Annotated in this window: 23 protein-coding genes; 14 read left to right on the top strand and 9 right to left on the bottom strand. The window is 62.9% G+C overall.

Annotated features, from left to right (window positions below):
• Window positions 1–22 precede the first annotated feature (22 nt).
• Window positions 23–574: a hypothetical protein gene (locus AC1RT2_RS12890; RefSeq protein WP_493102339.1), complete on the top strand. Its 552-nt coding sequence runs from the start codon at window positions 23–25 to the stop codon at window positions 572–574.
• Here AC1RT2_RS12890 and AC1RT2_RS12885 read toward each other — a convergent pair.
• The 5 genes from AC1RT2_RS12885 to hslV all read right to left on the bottom strand — a co-directional run bounded on the left by AC1RT2_RS12885 (window position 519) and on the right by hslV (window position 5527).
• Complete coding sequence (locus tag AC1RT2_RS12885; protein ID WP_493102337.1) at window positions 519–1928, bottom strand: cytochrome P450; 1410 nt, start codon at window positions 1926–1928, stop codon at window positions 519–521. The two genes, AC1RT2_RS12890 and AC1RT2_RS12885, sit on opposite strands and share 56 nt — an antisense overlap.
• Before the next feature lie 111 nt (window positions 1929–2039).
• Window positions 2040–2987: a DUF1402 family protein gene (locus AC1RT2_RS12880; protein ID WP_444802209.1), complete on the bottom strand. Its 948-nt coding sequence runs from the start codon at window positions 2985–2987 to the stop codon at window positions 2040–2042.
• Between the two features lie 178 nt (window positions 2988–3165).
• Window positions 3166–4476: an ATP-dependent protease ATPase subunit HslU gene (gene hslU / locus AC1RT2_RS12875; RefSeq protein ID WP_493102335.1), complete on the bottom strand. Its 1311-nt coding sequence runs from the start codon at window positions 4474–4476 to the stop codon at window positions 3166–3168.
• A gap of 9 nt (window positions 4477–4485) precedes the next feature.
• A complete protein-coding gene (locus tag AC1RT2_RS12870; RefSeq protein WP_493102333.1) occupies window positions 4486–4980 on the bottom strand; it encodes a GNAT family N-acetyltransferase in 495 nt (164 codons plus the stop codon).
• Window positions 4967–5527 (bottom strand): ATP-dependent protease subunit HslV, encoded by a 561-nt coding sequence (gene hslV / locus AC1RT2_RS12865; RefSeq protein WP_069060491.1) that lies wholly within the window; start codon window positions 5525–5527, stop codon window positions 4967–4969. Before hslV ends, AC1RT2_RS12870 begins: the two co-directional genes overlap by 14 nt.
• 234 nt (window positions 5528–5761) lie before the next feature.
• On the opposite strand from hslV, the gene AC1RT2_RS12860 reads away from it, so the two are divergent.
• From AC1RT2_RS12860 to coaA, 8 genes are all read left to right on the top strand, one after another.
• Complete coding sequence (locus tag AC1RT2_RS12860) at window positions 5762–5890, top strand: hypothetical protein (protein WP_286157141.1); 129 nt, start codon at window positions 5762–5764, stop codon at window positions 5888–5890.
• Window positions 5891–6719: 829 nt separating this feature from the next.
• Window positions 6720–7313 (top strand): imidazoleglycerol-phosphate dehydratase HisB, encoded by a 594-nt coding sequence (hisB, locus tag AC1RT2_RS12855; protein WP_493102330.1) that lies wholly within the window; start codon window positions 6720–6722, stop codon window positions 7311–7313.
• A gap of 23 nt (window positions 7314–7336) precedes the next feature.
• Entirely contained in the window at window positions 7337–7813 is a 477-nt protein-coding gene (locus AC1RT2_RS12850) for a DUF2628 domain-containing protein (RefSeq protein WP_493102328.1), read from the top strand.
• Between the two features lies 1 nt (window position 7814).
• A complete protein-coding gene (gene hisH, locus AC1RT2_RS12845) occupies window positions 7815–8465 on the top strand; it encodes an imidazole glycerol phosphate synthase subunit HisH (RefSeq protein ID WP_069060494.1) in 651 nt (216 codons plus the stop codon).
• Between the two features lie 13 nt (window positions 8466–8478).
• The gene (gene hisA / locus AC1RT2_RS12840; RefSeq protein ID WP_493102326.1) at window positions 8479–9222 is read left to right on the top strand and encodes a 1-(5-phosphoribosyl)-5-[(5-phosphoribosylamino)methylideneamino]imidazole-4-carboxamide isomerase; all 744 of its coding nucleotides are present in this window, start codon (window positions 8479–8481) and stop codon (window positions 9220–9222) included.
• On the top strand, window positions 9219–9995 hold the full coding sequence (gene hisF / locus AC1RT2_RS12835) for an imidazole glycerol phosphate synthase subunit HisF (RefSeq protein ID WP_069060496.1): 777 nt from the start codon (window positions 9219–9221) through the stop codon (window positions 9993–9995). The genes hisA and hisF overlap by 4 nt, the downstream gene beginning before the upstream one ends.
• Before the next feature lie 10 nt (window positions 9996–10005).
• A complete protein-coding gene (locus AC1RT2_RS12830; RefSeq protein ID WP_069060497.1) occupies window positions 10006–10326 on the top strand; it encodes a phosphoribosyl-ATP diphosphatase in 321 nt (106 codons plus the stop codon).
• On the top strand, window positions 10326–11321 hold the full coding sequence (gene coaA, locus AC1RT2_RS12825; protein ID WP_069060498.1) for a type I pantothenate kinase: 996 nt from the start codon (window positions 10326–10328) through the stop codon (window positions 11319–11321). The genes AC1RT2_RS12830 and coaA overlap by 1 nt, the downstream gene beginning before the upstream one ends.
• A gap of 4 nt (window positions 11322–11325) precedes the next feature.
• Here coaA and AC1RT2_RS12820 read toward each other — a convergent pair whose 3' ends face one another.
• The 4 genes from AC1RT2_RS12820 to AC1RT2_RS12805 form a co-directional block, all read right to left on the bottom strand.
• The gene (locus tag AC1RT2_RS12820) at window positions 11326–11943 is read right to left on the bottom strand and encodes an alpha-ketoglutarate-dependent dioxygenase AlkB family protein (RefSeq protein ID WP_493102323.1); all 618 of its coding nucleotides are present in this window, start codon (window positions 11941–11943) and stop codon (window positions 11326–11328) included.
• Between the two features lie 6 nt (window positions 11944–11949).
• A complete protein-coding gene (gene lysM / locus AC1RT2_RS12815) occupies window positions 11950–12462 on the bottom strand; it encodes a peptidoglycan-binding protein LysM (protein ID WP_069060500.1) in 513 nt (170 codons plus the stop codon).
• A 100-nt stretch (window positions 12463–12562) separates the two neighbouring features.
• Window positions 12563–12997 carry an alternative ribosome rescue aminoacyl-tRNA hydrolase ArfB gene (arfB, locus tag AC1RT2_RS12810; RefSeq protein ID WP_069060501.1) on the bottom strand — a complete coding sequence of 145 codons (435 nt, stop codon included), beginning with the start codon at window positions 12995–12997 and terminating at the stop codon, window positions 12563–12565.
• A 113-nt stretch (window positions 12998–13110) separates the two neighbouring features.
• Entirely contained in the window at window positions 13111–14721 is a 1611-nt protein-coding gene (locus tag AC1RT2_RS12805; protein WP_493102320.1) for a phosphoenolpyruvate carboxykinase, read from the bottom strand.
• A gap of 315 nt (window positions 14722–15036) precedes the next feature.
• On the opposite strand from AC1RT2_RS12805, the gene AC1RT2_RS12800 reads away from it, so the two are divergent.
• The 5 genes from AC1RT2_RS12800 (at window position 15037) to AC1RT2_RS12780 (ending at window position 18955) form a co-directional block, all read left to right on the top strand.
• Window positions 15037–15765, top strand: coding sequence for a response regulator transcription factor (locus AC1RT2_RS12800; RefSeq protein WP_210187395.1), 729 nt, complete (start codon window positions 15037–15039; stop codon window positions 15763–15765).
• 116 nt (window positions 15766–15881) lie between these two features.
• Window positions 15882–17663 carry a sensor histidine kinase gene (locus AC1RT2_RS12795; RefSeq protein WP_069061569.1) on the top strand — a complete coding sequence of 594 codons (1782 nt, stop codon included), beginning with the start codon at window positions 15882–15884 and terminating at the stop codon, window positions 17661–17663.
• Window positions 17660–18115 carry an HPr kinase/phosphorylase gene (locus tag AC1RT2_RS12790; protein ID WP_493102318.1) on the top strand — a complete coding sequence of 152 codons (456 nt, stop codon included), beginning with the start codon at window positions 17660–17662 and terminating at the stop codon, window positions 18113–18115. The genes AC1RT2_RS12795 and AC1RT2_RS12790 overlap by 4 nt, the downstream gene beginning before the upstream one ends.
• Before the next feature lie 150 nt (window positions 18116–18265).
• On the top strand, window positions 18266–18667 hold the full coding sequence (locus AC1RT2_RS12785; protein ID WP_069060505.1) for a PTS sugar transporter subunit IIA: 402 nt from the start codon (window positions 18266–18268) through the stop codon (window positions 18665–18667).
• Between the two features lie 15 nt (window positions 18668–18682).
• Window positions 18683–18955, top strand: a complete 273-nt coding sequence (locus tag AC1RT2_RS12780; RefSeq protein WP_069060506.1) for an HPr family phosphocarrier protein — start codon at window positions 18683–18685, stop codon at window positions 18953–18955.
• Window positions 18956–19054: the final 99 nt, after the last annotated feature.

The raw sequence follows: 19054 nt of genomic DNA, 5'->3' as shown, positions 1-19054 counted from the left end.
GAAAGAACGAGGAGTCCACCCAGTGATCGATCTCTCCATCAGAAGGCCGCTTCTGGCTGCCCTTCTTCTCGGCACGGCCCTTGTTGCCGGCAGCCTGCCCGCCAAGGCCCAGGAAGAGGGTGAAGAGCAATACCAAGCGCAGATCCCGGACGTGGCGATCTACAAGGCGATGCTGGATGCCAACAAGCAGACGGGCTGGGTGCAGTTCCGCGAGTTCGCCGACCAGCAGCTCATCTATTTCACGGCCTTGCAGACCATGCATTGCCGACTGAAGGAGGTGCGTTATTCGATCAATTCCGACGCGCTCGACAAGACGTTCCCGATGGCGGCATGCGATCCGGAACTGCCCTTCAACCTGCCGTCGGACGACAGCCAGAACTGGCTCTATCTCAACCTGAAGCCGGGCGAGGCGCAGACGATCGCCGTGCAGGCAGTCTGGGACGATGGCAGCGGCAGCGAAATCGTCGTCTACCAGCCCTGCAAGAATCCGGAAGCGACCTGCGCCTCGATCAAGACCATCAAGAAATCGAAGAAGCGGGCCGACGAGCCGTCACCCGCAACGCCAATCCGTTAGCCGGCTGCGTCGTCAGGCGCTGCACTGGCCAGGGGCGCGTCGTCTCAGTCATGTCGAAGCGGAAGCGGTGCATCAGCACGCCGAGTGCGATGATCGCCTCCTGCATGGCGAAGGTCGCGCCGATGCAGATGCGCGGACCCGCGCCGAACGGCAGGTACTGGAAGCGGTGGATGGCATCGCGGTTTTCCGGCAAAAAGCGTTCCGGCATATAGGCGCGCGGCTTCTGCCAGAGAAGCGCATGGCGATGCAGCGTCCAGGGCATGACGAGGATGGTCACGTCCTTGGGGATCTCGACCCGCTCGCCGGAAGGGCTCGTCCAGACGTCATCGGCGATCGCCTCGCGGTTGATCGAGGGGGCCGGCGGATAAAGCCGCATCGCCTCCTCGAAGGCGGCGCGCGTCCAGGGCATAAGCTCCAGCCATTCGACGGGATCGGCGCCGCTTGCCAGCACCCGATCGATCTCCTCTTCCATCGCCTCGCGCACATGCGGGCTATTGGCCACGCAATAGAGCGTCCAGGCAAGCGCCCGCGCCGTCGTCTCATGGCCGGCTCCGATGAAGGTGAGGATATTGTCCTCCACCTCCTCCATGGTCAGCCCCTCCGGCCCGGCAGCACGTAGCAGCAGGGTGAGGAAATCGTTCGGCGCGTCGCCCGCGGCGCTGTTCATGCGTTTCAAGCGCAAATCCATCGTGTCGCGCACGATCTTGCGGAATTTTCCGAGCACCCTTAGCCCGCCAATCCGCGTGACACGCGGCACCCAGGCGGGCGCGCGCAGCAGATCCATCGGGTCAACGCGACCCATCGAGTGCAGCAGGTCGTCCACGTCGTCGGCGAAATTGTTGGAGGAGGTGACGATCTCGCCGGAAAACAGCGTCTCGGACAGGATGGCGAAGGCGAGCTCCGTCATGTCGTTGCCGATATCGAAGGCCGCACCGTCCGCGCCCTCGTATTTCTGCGCGTAAAGCTCCGACTGCGCCAGCATCTGGCTGGCAAAGCCCTTGGCATGGCGCGGCGTGAAGATCGGCGCGACGGCCTTGCGGGACCGGCGCCAGACCGCACCCTCCGCCGTCAGCAGGCCGTCACGCAGGATCGGCCGCAGCACGAGCTGGCGCACCACCGCCATCTTGTAGTTGGCGGCATTGTCGACGAGCAGATATTTGATGAGACCGGGATCGTTGACGATCAGCGTCTTCTCGCCAAAAAAACTCGTCATGATCCAGGGCAGCGTATAGGAGGGCTCGCCCCACAGCTCCAGCGGATTGCGGAACACCGTGCGGATGATCTCGAGCTTCGACGGCGGCACCGTGCGCGGGATCGGCGCCGGCGGTTCGAACGGCTCGGGACGCATATCCATCGTCTGGCTCCTATGATCGGCTCACCTGTAGACTGGGCCGATATAGAGGCGGAAGTTAGAGCAATTCCAGCAAACTACGTAGCGGTTTTGCGCACCGCGACGTGCGGACGATCAGAGCAGGGACCGAAGCTCCGCCAGTTTGTCGTTCACCAGCCAGCCGTAATAGTTCTCTTCCGGCCAGGTCACCTCGCCGGCGGCGCGGCGGGCGGCGAAGGCGCTCGCGCGGGCGTCCGGGTTGCCGATATTGTAGAGGGTTGCCGTCACGCCGGGGTTTTTCGAGATGTCGACGCCGGCGATCTTCTTGTAGGCGTCGATCGAGCGGCGGATCGAGGCTGCCATATAGGCAAGCGAGATATCCGGATCCATGATCGCCTTGTAGACGCCGGCGGCATCCGCCTCGTCGAGCCGGTCGTAGCCGGAAATGCGGGCCACATCGTCCGTCAGCGTCAGCGCCGTCAGCGGGTTGATCTGGCCGAGGCCAAAGGTCTGGCCGGCATAGAAGGGTTGGAAGAACACCGCGCTGAAGCGATTGTTCGGGAAGGACGTGCCGCCGACCGTGCGGCCCTTGAACGACCGGTTCCAGACCTGCTCGCGGCAGGTCCACAGCCCGTAGGAGCCCTTCTTGCTGGCGCATTGCGCAAATTCCGGCCGATCGACGAAATCCGCGACCGATTCCCCGTCATAGGCAAAGCGGAAGCTGCCCGTATAGGAGGCCGCCTTCACATAATAGCTCTGCAGCCGGTCATAGGCATCGACATTGTAGGTGTGTTCGCCGACGATCGCGCCGACCATGTGGATCGGGTCGATGCCGTATTTGCCGGCAGTGGACTTGATCTTGCCGGTGAGCTCGCGGTCGGTGGCGAGAAGATCGCGCACCTTCTCGTATTTCGCGTCGAAGGAGGTTTTTCCGGCCTTCGTGCGGCGCACGGAGGCGCCCGGGATGTTCGGCTGCTCGGCATTGATGTTGCCGGCGGGCACCACGTCGATGGCCAATGCCACGGTCTGGCTCTGGACAAAAAGGGCGGCTGCGAGGGCAAACACAGGGATCAGCTGTCGCACGATTGCGGTTCCGTCTTCTGGTGATGTCGGCGAATGGCGAGACCGATGGAAGAGAAACATGTCGGAATGATGCCAAAACGTGGCAATGACCTAGGCCGCGATGCCCTTGCTGTCGAGGCCCCTTCCCGTCAAAAACCCCGCACCGGCGGTCGCGAAGGCGACCACCGGTGCGGAAACGTCACAGGATGTAGCGCGACAGGTCCGTATTGGCCGCAAGCGCCCCGACATGCTTGCGGACATACTCCGCGTCGATGACGAGCGTGTTGCCCGGCTTGTCAGGTGCCTCGAAGGAGATCTCGTCGAGCACCCGCTCCATCACCGTCTGGAGACGCCGCGCGCCGATATTCTCCACGCTGGCGTTCAACTGCACCGCCACGTCGGCCAGCGCATCGAGCGCATCCTCGGTGAAGTCGAGGTCGACGCTTTCCGTCAGCATCAGCGCCTTGTACTGGCGGATGAGGCTCGCCTCGGTCTCCGTCAGGATGCGGCGGAAGTCCTGCTTGGTCAGCGCCTTCAACTCGACGCGGATCGGCAGGCGGCCCTGAAGCTCCGGCAGCAGGTCCGACGGCTTGGAGACATGGAAGGCACCGGAGGCGATGAACAGGATATGGTCCGTCTTCACCGGCCCGTACTTCGTCGCAACCGTCGTGCCTTCGACAAGCGGCAGCAAGTCACGCTGCACGCCCTCGCGGGACACGCCCGCCCCCATGCCGCCGTCACGCGCGGCGATCTTGTCGATCTCGTCGATGAAGACGATGCCGTCATTCTCGGCCGAATGGACCGCCTCGCGCTGGATCTGCTCCATGTCGAGCAGCTTGTCGGACTCGTCGTCGATCAGGATCTTGTAGCTGTTCTTGACCGTTGTCTTCACCTTCTTCGTGCGCCCGCCCATCGCCTTGCCGAACATTTCCGACAGGTTGAGCACGCCGATATTGGCGCCCGGCATGCCGGGGATTTCAAAACCGCCGGGCATGCCGCCGCCGGTATCGGCAACGTCGACCTCGATTTCCTTGTCGTCGAGCTCGTTGTTGCGCAGCTTTTTACGGAAACTATCGCGCGTCGCCGGCGAGGCGGTGGCGCCGACCAGCGCGTCGAGCACCCGTTCCTCGGCATTGGCATGGGCCTTGGCCGTCACCTCGGCGCGCTTCTTTTCGCGCACCAGGCCGATGCCGACCTCGACGAGGTCACGCACGATCTGCTCGACATCACGGCCGACATAGCCAACCTCGGTGAACTTGGTCGCCTCGACCTTGACGAAGGGCGCGCCGGCGAGTTTTGCCAGGCGGCGGGAAATCTCCGTCTTGCCGACGCCGGTCGGGCCGATCATCAGGATGTTCTTCGGCATCACCTCGTCGCGCAGGTCCGGCTCCAGCTGGTGCCGGCGCCAGCGGTTGCGAAGCGCAATCGCCACGGCGCGCTTGGCGTCGTGCTGGCCGATAATGTAGCGATCGAGTTCGGAAACGATCTCGCGGGGGGAAAAATTGGTCATGGGTTTCCTCTAGCAACGATCCCGGGCCATCATCAGCGCCGGGCCGTCCTCAGTCATGCGTTGATCGAAAGCATGGAATCCGGCCTTTTCATAGGCCCGGATGGCATGCGCATTGTCGGGATGCGGATCGAGCACGACCCGGTCGATACCCTCAGTGAAGACCTTCTGCACAAAAGCCTCGATCATCGCCGGTCCGTGGCCGATGCCGACCATGTCGGCAAGGCCGATGAACTGGTCGATGCCGACGGTGCGCTCCGGCCGGTCACCGAAGGACAGGTCGTCCGAAGCGATCCGATAGGCCTGCAGATAGGCGAAGGGTGCGCCGGCATGGAGCACCACGAAGGATTCCATGGTCGGCTCGTCGAAATCCGCCGCGATGCCGGCGACCTCGTCCGCCGGCTCGCCCCACCAGCGCCGGACATGCGGCGCGTTCAGCCAGCGTTCCAGCATTGGCAGGTCGGCTTGCGTCACCGGCCGGAAAACATAGGCCTCAGCGGTCGGCATCCAGCGTCTCCACCACGACATTGTGGTTGGTGTAGACGCAGATGTCGCCGGCAATGTGCATGGCGCGGCGCGCGATGTCCTCGGCCGACTTGTCGGTGTCCATCAGCGCACGGGCCGCCGCATAGGCGTAGTTGCCGCCCGAGCCGATCGCCATGGTGCCGTGTTCCGGCTCCAGCACGTCGCCATTGCCGGTCAGCGCCAGCGTGACGGACTTGTCGGCGACCAGCATCATCGCTTCAAGACGACGCAGATATCGGTCGGTCCGCCAGTCCTTGGCAAGCTCGACGGCGGCGCGCATCAGCTGGTCGGGATATTGTTCGAGCTTGGATTCCAGCCGTTCGAGCAGCGTGAAGGCGTCGGCCGTCGCGCCGGCAAAACCGGCGATCACGTCGCCCTTGCCCAATCGGCGGACCTTGCGCGCATTGCCCTTCATCACCGTCTGGCCAAGGCTCACCTGGCCGTCGCCCGCCATCACCACCTTGCCGTCCTTGCGAACGGTGATGATCGTCGTGGCGTGCATGGAAGCGTAGGGGTTGTGTTCACTCATAAGCGTACCTTCGAAAACCCGGCATCCCGGGCATGGCACCGCCATCGAGGCGGCCTCGTTGTCTCCTATGTAAGCGGCGTTTCGACAATTGCAAACGGCGGGCGGGTGCGACCTGGCCCGGCGCCGGCACGCGTCGCGGACCGAAACGACGGCCCATCCGCTTCAAAAATAAATCTTGCTTTCTCCGCGCGATAAGCAAGTTATTGTCTCCTAACCAACACGAGGGAGACGGCAATGGCCAAGGGTCAGGTTCGAAGCAACAAGGAAACGCGCAAACCCAAAAAGGACAAGGTCGCCGACAAGGCCGCGCCGACGCTGGGTTCGCAGGTCAAGAACAGCGAAAGCTCGACGAAGAAGAAGTAACGGGTACAGGCAGCGGGTTTTCTGAACAAAGTCCCGCAACCCCTTCCCTCCGTGATCCTCGGGCGTGCCCCGGGGATCCATTCCTCCTCGCCGCAGCGCGTGGATCCTCGGGTCACGCCCGAGGATGACAGGGAGCGCATGGCAAGGGTTTCCCAAGGCAATGGGCGTCGATCCCGACCTTTATCTCGCTTTTTTACATCCTCGATTTTCCCCACCCCCAAAACGTCCCGTATCCTGACCGTCCTTCCGCCGCCGGACGGATCGCGTAACGTGTCGATGCGGACGGGAGGAGGCGCTTTCGTGTTCTGCCGAAACGTACGGCAGGGGCGAAAGAGGCGTGGAGCGCCGTGGTGACCGAAGGCCTTTTCCCGTGTCTTACGGGATCGGGCCGGCGGGAGCTGCGGCGGGCGAGGCTTCCCCCTTCCCCGGGTCGCGGGGTCGGCTTGGGTCCGCCATGCAAGCATGGACGCGCATGCCCCCGAAACCCGTGCCAAGCGGTTTTCGGACAAGGCGATGCGAGGACGATGCGCAGCGAAGCCTTGCCATGCCTGAAGGAGGACTAGGCCGCCTCCGAAGAACGCCTGGGCCGCGCGAAAGCGAAGCCACCCACTTACCCCTTCCAGAGGCAACGCTTTCGCGCGGTTCTCCGGACCAGGACAATGTCGGCAAAAGTGCGGAACGCGGTTTTGCGGGCATTGCGGAAACAAAGCTCTTCAACAACCCGCGGGCAACCGGCGGGCCGTTTCGGCCTGCGGCGAGAAACCTCGACAGACTGGCGTTTTCCATGGAGCCCTGTTAAGGAGCGGCGATAAAATTACCGGAGACTGCAATGAGCCGCACAGCCAGCGTTTCGCGCAAGACGAACGAGACCTCCGTTTCGGTCACCGTCGACATCGACGGCACCGGCGCGTCGACCATTTCGACGGGCGTGGGCTTCTTCGATCATATGCTCGACCAGCTGTCGCGCCATTCGCTGATCGACATGCAGATCAAGACCGATGGCGACCTGCATGTCGACGACCACCACACGGTGGAAGACACCGGCATCGCCATCGGCCAGGCCATTGCCAAGGCGCTCGGCGATCGTCGCGGCATCACGCGGTATGCCTCGCTCGACCTTGCCATGGACGAGACGATGACGCGCGCCGCGGTCGATGTGTCCGGCCGCCCCTTCCTCGTCTGGAACGTCAATTTCTCGGCCCCGAAGATCGGCACCTTCGACACCGAGCTGGTGCGCGAATTCTTCAACGCGCTCGCCCAGCACGCCGGCATCACGCTGCATATCCAGAACATCTACGGCGCCAACAACCATCATATCTCGGAGACATGCTTCAAGGCTGTCGCGCGCGTGCTGCGCACCGCGACCGAGATTGACCCCCGCCAGGCGGGCCGCGTTCCCTCGACGAAGGGTTCGCTGGCCTGATTGGCCCATCTGGAGGCCTGTCGATGGCCACATTCCTTGTTCTGATACCGCCGGGCGCAAAATCCCAGGACGAAAAGGCCCGGATCATCCGCGACCGTTTTTCGTGGCTCGCCTTCATCGTCCCGGTCGTCTGGCTGCTCTGGCATCGCGCCTGGCTTGCCGCAGCCCTCGCCTTCGCCGTGCAGTCGCTCGGTTCGATGATCGGCGACCATCCGGTCTTCGGCCTTGCCGGCCTCGGCGTCTCGCTTGCCACCGGCCTCCTCGTCGCGCTTGAAGGCCCGTCGATGGTCGTCGCCTCGCTGGAGGGCAAGGGCTGGACGGTCGATGCGGTGATATCGGCCGACGACCGTGCAACGGCGGAAGAGATTTACTACATGGAAAACCAGACCGGCGACGCGCCGGCGCCGGAAAGCGCCCGCCCCGTCCTGCCGGCATCCGAAACCTCCGCGCGCCGGCACGCTCCCATGCTTGGCCTCGTGGGTTTCCAGGAAGGACGCTGACATGCGTGTAGCCATCATCGACTACGGCTCGGGCAACCTGCGCTCGGCCACCAAGGCGTTCGAACGCGCCGCCCGTGAGGCCGGCATCGACGCCGAGATCGACCTGACGGACAAGGCCGACCGCGTCGCCACCGCCGATCGCATCGTGCTGCCCGGTGTGGGCGCCTATGCCGATTGTCGCCGCGGCCTCGATGCCGTGCCCGGCATGGTGGAAGCGCTGCGCGATGTCGTCGAGGCGAAGGCCCGTCCTTTCCTCGGCGTCTGCGTCGGCATGCAGCTGATGTCCTCACGCGGGCTCGAAAAGACCACGACCGAGGGCCTCGGCTGGATCAAGGGCGACGTCGTTTTGATGACGCCCAGCGATCCGGAGCTGAAGATCCCGCAGATCGGCTGGAACACGCTGGACCTCCAGCGCCGGCATCCGCTTTTCGAGGGCATTGCCACCGGGGAGGCCGGCCTGCACGCCTATTTCGTGCACTCCTACCATCTCGCCGCGGAAAACCCGGACGATGTGGTCGCGACGGTCGATTACGGCGGCGCGATGACCGCCTTCGTCGCCAGCGGCAACAAGGCCGGCGCACAATTCCATCCGGAAAAGAGCCAGACGCTCGGCCTCGCCCTCATCACCAATTTCCTCCGCTGGAAGCCCTGAACTGGAAAACGCCATGATCCTCTTTCCCGCCATCGACCTGAAAGACGGCCAGTGCGTTCGCCTCAAGCTCGGCGACATGGACCAGGCCACCGTCTACAATCCCGACCCGGCCGCGCAGGCGAAAGCCTTCGAGGACCAGGGCTTTGAATGGCTGCACGTCGTCGATCTCAACGGCGCCTTCGCTGGGGAAAGCGTCAACGGCGCTGCCGTCGATGCCATCCTGAAGGCGACGAAGAACCCCGTGCAGCTCGGCGGCGGTATTCGCACGCTGGACCATATCGAAAACTGGCTGTCACGTGGCCTCTCGCGCGTCATTCTCGGCACGATCGCCGTGCGTGACCCGGCGCTCGTCATCGAAGCCTGCAAGAAGTTCCCCGGCAAGGTCGCCGTCGGCATCGACGCCAAGGGCGGGAAGGTTGCCGTCGAAGGCTGGGCGGAAGCCTCCGAACTCGGCGTGATCGAGCTTGCCAAGAAATTCGAAGGCGCCGGCGTTGCCGCGATTATCTATACCGATATCGATCGCGACGGCATCCTGACTGGCATCAATTGGGAGGCCACGCTGGACCTCGCCGAGGCGGTCTCCATTCCCGTCATTGCCTCCGGCGGCCTCGCTTCGATGGACGACATCCACCACCTCATCGCCCCGGAAGCCCACAAGCTGGAAGGCGCGATTTCCGGCCGGGCGCTCTATGACGGCCGCATCGATCCCGCTGAAGCGCTGGCCGTGATCCGCGATGCGAAAGGACGTGCCGCATGACCCTCAAAGCCCGCGTCATACCCTGTCTTGATGTCAAGGACGGCCGCGTCGTGAAGGGCGTCAGCTTCGTCAATCTGGTCGATGCCGGCGATCCGGTGGAATCGGCGCGCGCCTATGACGCCGCCGGTGCCGACGAGCTCTGCTTCCTCGACATCACCGCGTCCTCCGACAACCGCGACACGATCTTCGACGTCGTGGCGCGCACGGCCGAGCACTGCTTCATGCCGCTCACCGTTGGCGGTGGCGTGCGGGCGGTGGCGGATATCCGCAAGCTCCTGCTTGCCGGTGCCGACAAAGTCTCGATCAACTCCGCTGCCGTCGCCAATCCGGATTTCGTGGCTGAGGCCGCCGACAAGTTCGGTAACCAGTGCATCGTCGTGTCGATCGATTCGAAAAAAGTCTCCGCCGAAGGCGAAGAGGACCGTTGGGAGATCTTTACCCATGGCGGCCGCAAGGCGACCGGCATCGACGCCGTCGCCTTCGCCGAAAAAATGGTGGAGCGTGGCGCCGGTGAACTGCTGCTCACCTCCATGGACCGCGACGGCCAGAAGGGCGGTTATGATATCGCGCTGACTCGCACCATCGCCGACCGCGTTTCGGTACCGGTCATCGCCTCCGGCGGCGTCGGCAATCTCGACCACCTCGTGGAAGGCGTGCGTGACGGGCATGCCACTGCGGTGCTGGCCGCCTCGATCTTCCACTTCGGCACCTATACCGTTGGAGAGGCCAAGCGCTATATGGCCGAGCATGGCATTGCCATGCGGCTCGACTGAGGAGGGACGAATGAGCACCTTCACCCTTGCCGATCTGGAACAGATCGTCGATGCCCGCGCCAAGGCCGATCCGGCGGAAAGCTGGACGGCCAAGCTCGTTGCCGCCGGACAGCAGAAAGCGGCAAAAAAGCTTGGCGAAGAGGCCGTCGAGACCGTTATTGCGGCGATCGAAGGCGAAAAGGCCGCTCTGACGAGTGAATCAGCCGATTTGCTCTATCATCTGATGGTCGTATTGAAAATCGGTGGCGTACCGTTACAAGATGTCATGGCGGAATTGGCCCGGCGTACGGGCCAATCCGGCCTAGCAGAGAAGGCCAGCCGGCAGAGTTGATGATCCAGGCAGCGCTCGACAAGGACCAGGCGGATATTCCGGACGATTTCGGCAACCGCGACTATTCTCCCTACCGCTTCTTCTCGGCAGAGGAATGGGCGCATTTCCGAGCCGATACCCCGCTGACGCTCAAGGCTGACGAGGTGCAGCGGCTGCGCTCGCTGAACGACCCGATCGACCTCGACGAGGTGCGCCGCATCTACCTGTCGCTGTCGCGCCTGCTGTCGGCCCATGTCGAATCCTCGCAGATGCTGTTCCGCCAACGCAAGCAGTTCCTCAGCCTCTCCGACGAGGCGAAGACGCCCTATGTGATCGGCATCGCCGGCTCGGTCGCCGTCGGCAAGTCGACCACGGCGCGTATCCTCGCCGAGTTGCTGGCCCGCTGGCCATCGAGCCCCAAGGTCGATCTCGTGACGACCGACGGCTTCCTCTATCCGAACGCCGTGCTCCAACGTGAAAACATGATGGACCGCAAGGGTTTTCCGGAGAGCTACGACATCGGCGCGCTCTTACGCTTCCTCTCGGCGATCAAGGCCGGCAAGGCCGACGTCAAGGCGCCGATGTATTCGCACCTGACCTACGACGTCCTGCCGAACGCGTTCCGCACCATCGACCGGCCGGACATCCTGATCTTCGAGGGCATCAATGTCCTGCAGTCGCGCAACCTGCCGGCCGACGGCAAGGTCGTGCCGATGGTGTCCGACTTCTTCGACTTCTCGATCTATATCGATGCGGAAGAGGCGCTGATCCACAACTGGTATGTCGAGCGCTTCATGCGGCTGCGCGACACCGCCTTCAAGGACCCCGATTCCTACTTCCACCGCTATGCGACGATCAGCGAGACAGCGGCGCTGGCGATCGCCGAAGGCCTGTGGAGCAACATCAACCTGAAAAACCTGCACCAGAACATCCTGCCGACCCGCCCGCGCGCCGACCTGATCTTGCAAAAGGGCCAGAACCACCTGATCGAGACGGTGGCCTTGCGCAAACTATAGCCGGCTATGGATTGACCCGTCGCAGTGTGAGATTGATGCGCCCGGGATTCTTCAAAAGCGTTGAGGTGCCCGGATAGATCCGGTCAACCCCATGAAAAATCAGCCGACTTTCTCCACCAAACACGAAGACATCGCCGCTCGATAGCCGGAAGGAGCGGGTCGGATCGTTACGGGAAACTCCGCCGACGCGAAACAGGCACTGATCGCCGAGCGATACGGATACGACCGGTGCGCCGAACTCCGTTTCGTCGCGGTCCTGATGCAGCCCCATCTTCGCCTCGGGCTCATAGAAATTGACCAGGCAGGCTTCCGGCGGCTTTTCGAAGCCGGCAACCGTCTCCCACAAAGCCAGCAGCGCATCGGGAATGGCCGGCCAAGAGCGTCCGGTCTCGGGATGCGCCGGTTGATAGCGATAGCCGTTGTCCTTGTCCGTCACCCAGCCAAGCGGCCCGCAATTGGTCATGCGCACCGACATCGGCTTGCCTGTCTTCGGCATGCGCGGCACGAAAAGCGGCGCTTCGGTCACGACGTGCCGTATCGCGGCGACAAGCGTCTCCTGCGCCGCACGGTCGAAATGATCGGGGAAGTAGCGCAGCCCCGGGGCGAGGCCGCGCTCAGCCATGGCCACTCACGCTTCCGACAGGTCCGGAATGCGCAGCACCTGCCCGGGATAGATCTTGTCCGGGTGGGACAACATCGGCCGGTTGGCGTCGAAGATCAGGATATGCTTGGCGCCCTTGCCCTTGCCGAAATAGGTCTCGGCGATCTTCCAGAGGTTGTCGCCCTTCTTGACCGTGTGCAGCGTCGGCTCCTTGGCGGACGTCGACACCTTCAACAGCTCCGTCAGGTCGATCTTGTCGAGCTTCAGGCCGGAATCGGGGGAGGCAACCTTAAGATCGGCCGCTTCGACCTTCGAAATTCCCAATGTGTTGCCAACGGCGATGACCGCCTTTTCAAAGGCCGTCTGGTCAGCCACGACGCCCTTCAGCACACATTTGTCACCCTCGACGGAAACTTCGACCTTCTGCGTGCCGAGATCGAAGGAATCGAGCTCCTTCTTGACCGCGTCCGCTGCCGGCGCTTCGTCGTCGCCGATGCCGAGCTTCTTGCCGGCGCTCTTGATGAAGCTGAAGAGACCCATGGTTACCTCCCGTGTTTTGTTTTCTTTGACTTAAGCAGAGCCTTCCTGCGAAGGGAAGGTTTCGTTTCACTCTCACGTATAAACGGCCAAGTTGCGGCAATCATTCGCCGTCGGGCTTCGCGCGCATACGTTTCACGCCCGACCGGCCCGATTTTTCCTTGAGCCGGCGTTCGACCGACCCCTTTGTCGGCTTGGTCTTCCTGCGTGGCGGTGGTGGCGGTTCGGCAGCCTTGAGAATCAACTCCTTCAGCCGCTCGCGCGCATCCTCGCGGTTGCGCTCCTGGCTGCGGAAGCGGTTCGCCTCGATCATCAGCACGCCATCCTTGGAGACCTTGCGGCCGGCAAGCTTTTCGGCATTCGCCTTGACGCGCTCGTTCAGCGACGGCGAGTTGCGCAGGTCGAAGAACAGCTGAACCGCCGTCGACACCTTGTTGACGTTCTGGCCACCCGGACCGCCCGCCAGCACGAACTGTTCGGTCAGCTCCCAACCGGCAATCGTGATGGAATCCTTGATGTAAAGAGGGTCGCTGGCCATGGAGGTTCCTTTCCAGGCCGTTGTAACGGGCAGACGGGGAAACGGGAAGCCGTGTGCCGAGACGAAAAACCCGGCCTTTCGAGCCGGGTTTCACGTGAATCATTGCCAAAACCTTACTCGGCGGCAGCCTTGAGGCCCGGTGCCGCGTCGCGCACGCTGCCATCCACCTGACCCTCGAACTTCTCGAAGTTGGTGATGAACATGTCGACGAGCTTTTCGGCCTGCTTGTCGTAAGCAGCACCGTTGGCCCAGGTCGAGCGCGGGTCGAGGATCTTCGTATCGACATCCGGCACCGAAACCGGGACCTGGAAGCCGAAATTGTCGTCACGGCGGAACAGCGCATCCTTCAGCGAGCCGTCGAGCGCTGCGGCGAGCAGCGTACGAGTCGCCTTGATCGGCATGCGACGGCCTTCGCCATAGGCGCCACCGGTCCAGCCGGTGTTGACCAGCCAGCAGTCGACGCCTTGCTCGGCGATCAGTTCCTTGAGCAGGTTGCCGTAGACCGTCGGGTGGCGCGGCATGAAGGGCGCGCCGAAGCAGGTCGAGAAGGTGGCTTCCGGCTCGGTCACGCCACGCTCCGTGCCGGCAACCTTGGCGGTGTAACCGGAGAGGAAGTGGTACATGGCCTGGTCGGGCGTCAGCTTGGCGATCGGCGGCATCACGCCGAAGGCATCGGCCGTCAGCATGATGATCGTCTTCGGATGCGGCGCGCGGCCGGTCTCGCTGGCATTCGGGATGAAGTCCAGCGGATAGGCGCAACGGGTGTTTTCCGTCAGCGAGCCGTCGTTGAAGTCCGGAACGCCGTTCGCATCGAGCACGACGTTTTCCAGCACAGTGCCGAAACGCTGCGTCGTGGCATAGATTTCCGGCTCGGCTTCGGCCGAAAGACGGATCGTCTTGGCGTAGCAGCCGCCTTCGAAGTTGAAGATGCCGTTTTCGCCCCAGCCGTGTTCGTCGTCGCCAACCAGCGTGCGGTTCGGATCAGCCGACAGCGTCGTCTTGCCGGTGCCGGACAGGCCGAAGAACACGGCGGCATCGCCATCCGGGCCGACATTGGCCGAGCAGTGCATCGGCATGACCTTTTCCGACGGCAGCAGCCAGTTCAGCACGGTGAACACCGACTTCTTCATTTCACCGGCATAGAAGGTGCCGGCGATCAGCACGATGCCGCGCGACAGGTCGCAGGCGATCATGGTTTCCGTGCGGGCACCATGGCGGGCCGGATCGGCCTTGAAGGTCGGCAGGTCGATGATGGTGAGTTTCGGCGCGAAACCGGCAAGGTCCTTCTCGTCCGGGCGGATGAGCAGGTTGCGGATGAACAGCGAATGCCAGGCGAGTTCCGTGACGACGCGGGTCGGCAGGGCATATTCGGCATCGGCACCGCCGATGAGGTCCTGCACGAAGAGATCGCGGTCGCCGGCATGCGCTAGCATATCGGCATGCAGCACGTCGAAATGCTCGCGCGACACGGCCTTATTGTTGTCCCACCAGATGGCGTCGACGGTGTTTTCGTCACGAACGACGAACTTGTCCTTCGGCGAGCGGCCGGTGTGCTGGCCGGTGAGCGCGCGCAGCGCGCCATGCGCCGTCTTGACAGCTTCGCCGCGACCGAGCGCCTCTTCGTAAAGAGCCTCTGCTGCAAAGTTGTACCGGACCGTGCCGTTGGTGTGGATACCCATCGCGGTGAGCCCCTGAGCGGGGTTGCGAACGCCAAGTTCCTGCATGGTCCAGTTTTCCTCCGTAGGCGACAAGACTGGTGTGAATTTTCGAGGAAACTAATCTGGCACTGTCACAAAAACAAGAGGCAATTCGAAATTAGGCAACAATATCAATTATTTAATCGATTTAAAGAATTGTGTTACTTTTTTAATCGTTTGAATAATCGATTTAAAAAGCGACTCGTCCCCGGCTCACAAAACGTCATCCTTTATCTTTGCCACAATTTGTTCCACCTTTATCCCCAAGGAGGCGCATCACATCCAGGACAGGAACTCGATCCGAGGTTGGGAAAGGCGCCGATGACTATGGAGATTAGCAGGATGCAGACGATCGCACTCGTAGACGACGACCGGAATATCCTCACATCCGTATCGATCGCCCTGGAGGCGGAAGGTTACAAGGTCGAGACCTATACGGACGGCGCCTCGGCGCTCGATGGTCTGCTTGCCCGCCCCCCGCAGCTTGCCATCTTCGATATCAAGATGCCGCGCATGGACGGCATGGAGCTGCTGCGCCGGCTGCGCCAGAAGTCGGACATTCCCGTCATCTTCCTCACCTCAAAGGACGAGGAGATCGACGAGCTGTTCGGCCTCAAGATGGGCGCCGACGACTTCATCACAAAGCCGTTCTCCCAGCGCCTGCTGGTCGAGCGCGTCAAGGCCATCCTGCGCCGTGCTTCCAGCCGCGAGGCGGCCGCAACGGCCGGTGCCACAGGTGCACCGAAGGCCGGCGAAGTTGCCGCCCGCTCGCTGGAACGTGGGCAGCTCGTCATGGACCAGGAGCGCCACACCTGCACCTGGAAGGGCGAACCGGTGACGCTGACCGTCACGGAGTTCCTCATCCTGCATTCGCTGGCGCAGCGCCCGGGCGTCGTAAAGAGCCGCGATTCGCTGATGGATGCGGCCTATGACGAGCAGGTCTATGTCGACGACCGCACCATCGACAGCCACATCAAACGGCTTCGCAAGAAGTTCAAGATGGTCGATGACGACTTCGACATGATCGAAACGCTTTATGGCGTCGGTTATCGCTTCCGCGAAAGCGCCTGAAGCCGCTCATCCGAAGCGATTTCGCTTGCATCGACTGCGGCGGCGATGGCATGCCGCAGTCCTGGCGGCGTATCGCCGCCGCCCGCATTCAAGGATAGGACCGCGTGCCGCAGACCGTGCTCGACAGGGATGGAGGAGAAACCGAGGGTCGGCCCGCGCCGCGCTCGTTTCGACGCCGCTGGACCCATCCGTTCACGCTCGCCCGCCGCATCTTCGGCAATGCCGTCTTTTCCAGCCTCACGCGCCGCATCCTGTTCTTCAACCTCGTGGCACTCGTCGTGCTCGTCGCGGGCATCCTCTATCTCAACCAGTTTCGCGAGGGCCTCATCGACGCACGCGTCGAAAGCCTGCTGACGCAGGGCGAGATCATCGCCGGCGCGATTTCGGCCTCCGCCTCGGTCGATACCAACTCGATCACCATCGATCCGGAAAAGCTGCTGGAGCTGCAGGCCGGCCAGAGCATCACGCCGCTGCCGAATGACGAGGACCTAGAGTTCCCGATCAACCCGGAGCGCATTGCCCCCGTTCTCCGGCGGCTGATCTCGCCCACTCGCACCCGCGCCCGCATCTACGACACCGACGCCAACCTGCTGCTCGATTCGCGCCATCTCTATACCCAGGGCCAGGTGCTGCGCTTCGACCTGCCGCCGGTGGAGCCGGAAAGCACCAGCCTCATCGAGCGGATGAATGTCTGGTTCAACCGCATTCTCCAGCCGAGCAACCTGCCGCAGTATAAAGAGGCGCCCGGCGGTGACGGCTCGATCTATCCGGAAGTGATGAATGCGCTGACCGGTGTGCGCGGCGCCGTCGTGCGCGTCAACGACAAGGGCGAGCTGATCGTCTCGGTCGCGGTGCCGGTGCAGCGTTTCCGCGCCGTGCTTGGCGTGCTGCTGCTCTCCACGCAGGCCGGCGACATCGACAAGATCGTGCATGCCGAGCGGCTTGCCATCATGCGCGTCGCGGGCGTTGCCGGCCTCGTCAACATCGCGCTGTCGCTCCTGCTCTCCAGCACCATCGCCAACCCGCTACGCCGGCTTTCGGCGGCAGCGATCCGCGTGCGGCGCGGCGCCAAGGAGCGTGAGGAAATCCCGGACTTTTCGGTGCGCCAGGACGAGATCGGCAACCTTTCCATTGCGCTGCGCCAGATGACCAACGCGCTCTATGACCGCATCGACGCGATCGAGAGCTTTGCAGCCGACGTCAGCCACGAGCTGAAGAACCCGCTGACATCGCTGCGCAGCGCGGTCGAGACCCTGCCGCTGGCCCGTACGGAAGAATCCAAGAAACGGCTTCTCGACATCATCCAGCACGATGTGCGCCGCCTCGACCGCCTGATCAGCGACATTTCCGATGCCTCGCGGCTCGATGCGGAACTGGCCCGCAGCGACGCGCGCACCGTCGACCTCGAAAAGCTGCTCGGCGACCTCATCGACATTTCGCGCCAGGTCAACACACGCAAGAAGCCGGTCACGCTCGATTTCGTGGTCGACCGCAAGGACAATCCAAAGGCCAAGTTCGAGATCAGCGGCTACGAGCTGCGCATCGGCCAGATCGTCACCAACCTCATCGAGAATGCGCGCTCCTTCGTGCCGGATCCGGGCGGGCGCATCGTCGCGCGGCTGTCGCGCGGCCGCAACGACCGCTGCATCATCCAGATCGAGGACAACGGGCCGGGTATTCAGGCCGAGGACGTCGATCGCATCTTCGAGCGCTTCTACACGGACCGACCGTCAACGGAGGATTTCGGGCAGAATTCCGGCCTTGGCCTCTCCATCTCGCGCCAGATCGCCGAAGCCCACGGCGGCACCTTGAAGGCCGAAAACATCGTCGACAAGGCGACCGGCAACGTGATGGGCGCCCGCTTCACCCTTTCGCTCCCAACAGGCACGCAAAAATGACCACAGGCTCCAATGTGCACGGGACGGCGATCGTGATCGGCACAAGGGGGTATCTGTTCGTCGGCCCGTCCGGGGCAGGCAAAAGCGCCATTGCGCTCCATTGCATTGCCGAGGCGCGCGCCCGCGGCCTGTTTGCCGCGCTCGTCAGCGACGATCAGGTTCTGGTGTCAGAAATGGCCGGGCGCCTCGTCGCCCGGGCGCCCGCCAGCATCGCCGGACTGGCCGAAGTGCGGGGCGCCGGCATCGTCAAAATGGAGGCAATCGAGTCCGCCGTGCTGGAGCGGGCGATCCGCCCGATCGAGCCGCCTTTTGCCGAACGCCTGCCGCCGGAGGGCGAAACCGTCGAGGTCCTGCCCTCGCTCTCCCTGCCCCTGACGCGGCTGCCGCTCTTTCCGGGCTGCTCGGCCTTTTCGACACTGACCATAATCCACCCGGAAATCCTGAAAAGTTGACGCCAAAAGCGCCAGCAAAACACGAAATCAGCCATTTTGGGCTTGCACTTGGTCTTTTCATTGACATGATGGCCACCCCAACGGTGGACGGAATTGCTGCGTTGCGGTATTCGCCGTTCGTTTTGAATTGGGAAACTGGAGCGACTGCTGATGATCGGACTGGTGCTTGTCACCCATGGCAAGCTGGCGGAGGAATTTCGTCACGCCCTTGAACATGTGGTCGGTCCGCAAAAGGCGATCGAGACCGTCTGCATCGGCCCCGAGGACGACATGGACCAGCGCCGCCAGGATATCCTGGAAGCCGTCCAGAAAGCCGACCAGGGGCACGGTGTCATCATCCTCACCGACATGTTCGGCGGCACGCCCTCGAACCTTGCGATTTCCGTCATGACCGGCGACGGCATCGAAGTGATCGCCGGCGTCAACCTTCCCATGCTGATCAAGCTTGCCGGCATCCGCGGCGAGAACAACATGGAAAAGGCGCTGATCGACGCCTCCGAGGCCGGCCGCAAATATATCAATGTGGCCAGCCGCGTCCTGAGCGGCAAATAAGGTTTCCCGCCGTCCATGACCGTCTCGAAAGAGCTTCTCATCATCAACAAGCGCGGCCTGCATGCCCGTGCTTCGGCTAAATTCGTCCAGACGGTGGACGGCTACGACGCGGAAGTGACGGTTTCCAAGGACGGCATGACGGTGGGCGGCACCTCCATCATGGGGCTGATGATGCTGGCCGCCAGCCCGGGATGCAGCGTGTTCGTCACCGCGACGGGCGCCCAGGCGCAGCAGGTGCTGGACGCATTGGATGCGCTGATTGCCGACCGTTTCGGCGAAGAAATGTAAACCAAGTGTCGATATAAGGATATAAAGACTTCTTTATATCCGGTTGCTCCAGCTGACGTTTCCTGATAGGAAGCGCCATCACCAAAAGCCAGAAGGCTG

This window comes from Shinella sp. GW821-FHT11G07, assembly GCF_058808115.1.
This window is presented reverse-complemented; position numbering and strand designations above follow the sequence as displayed.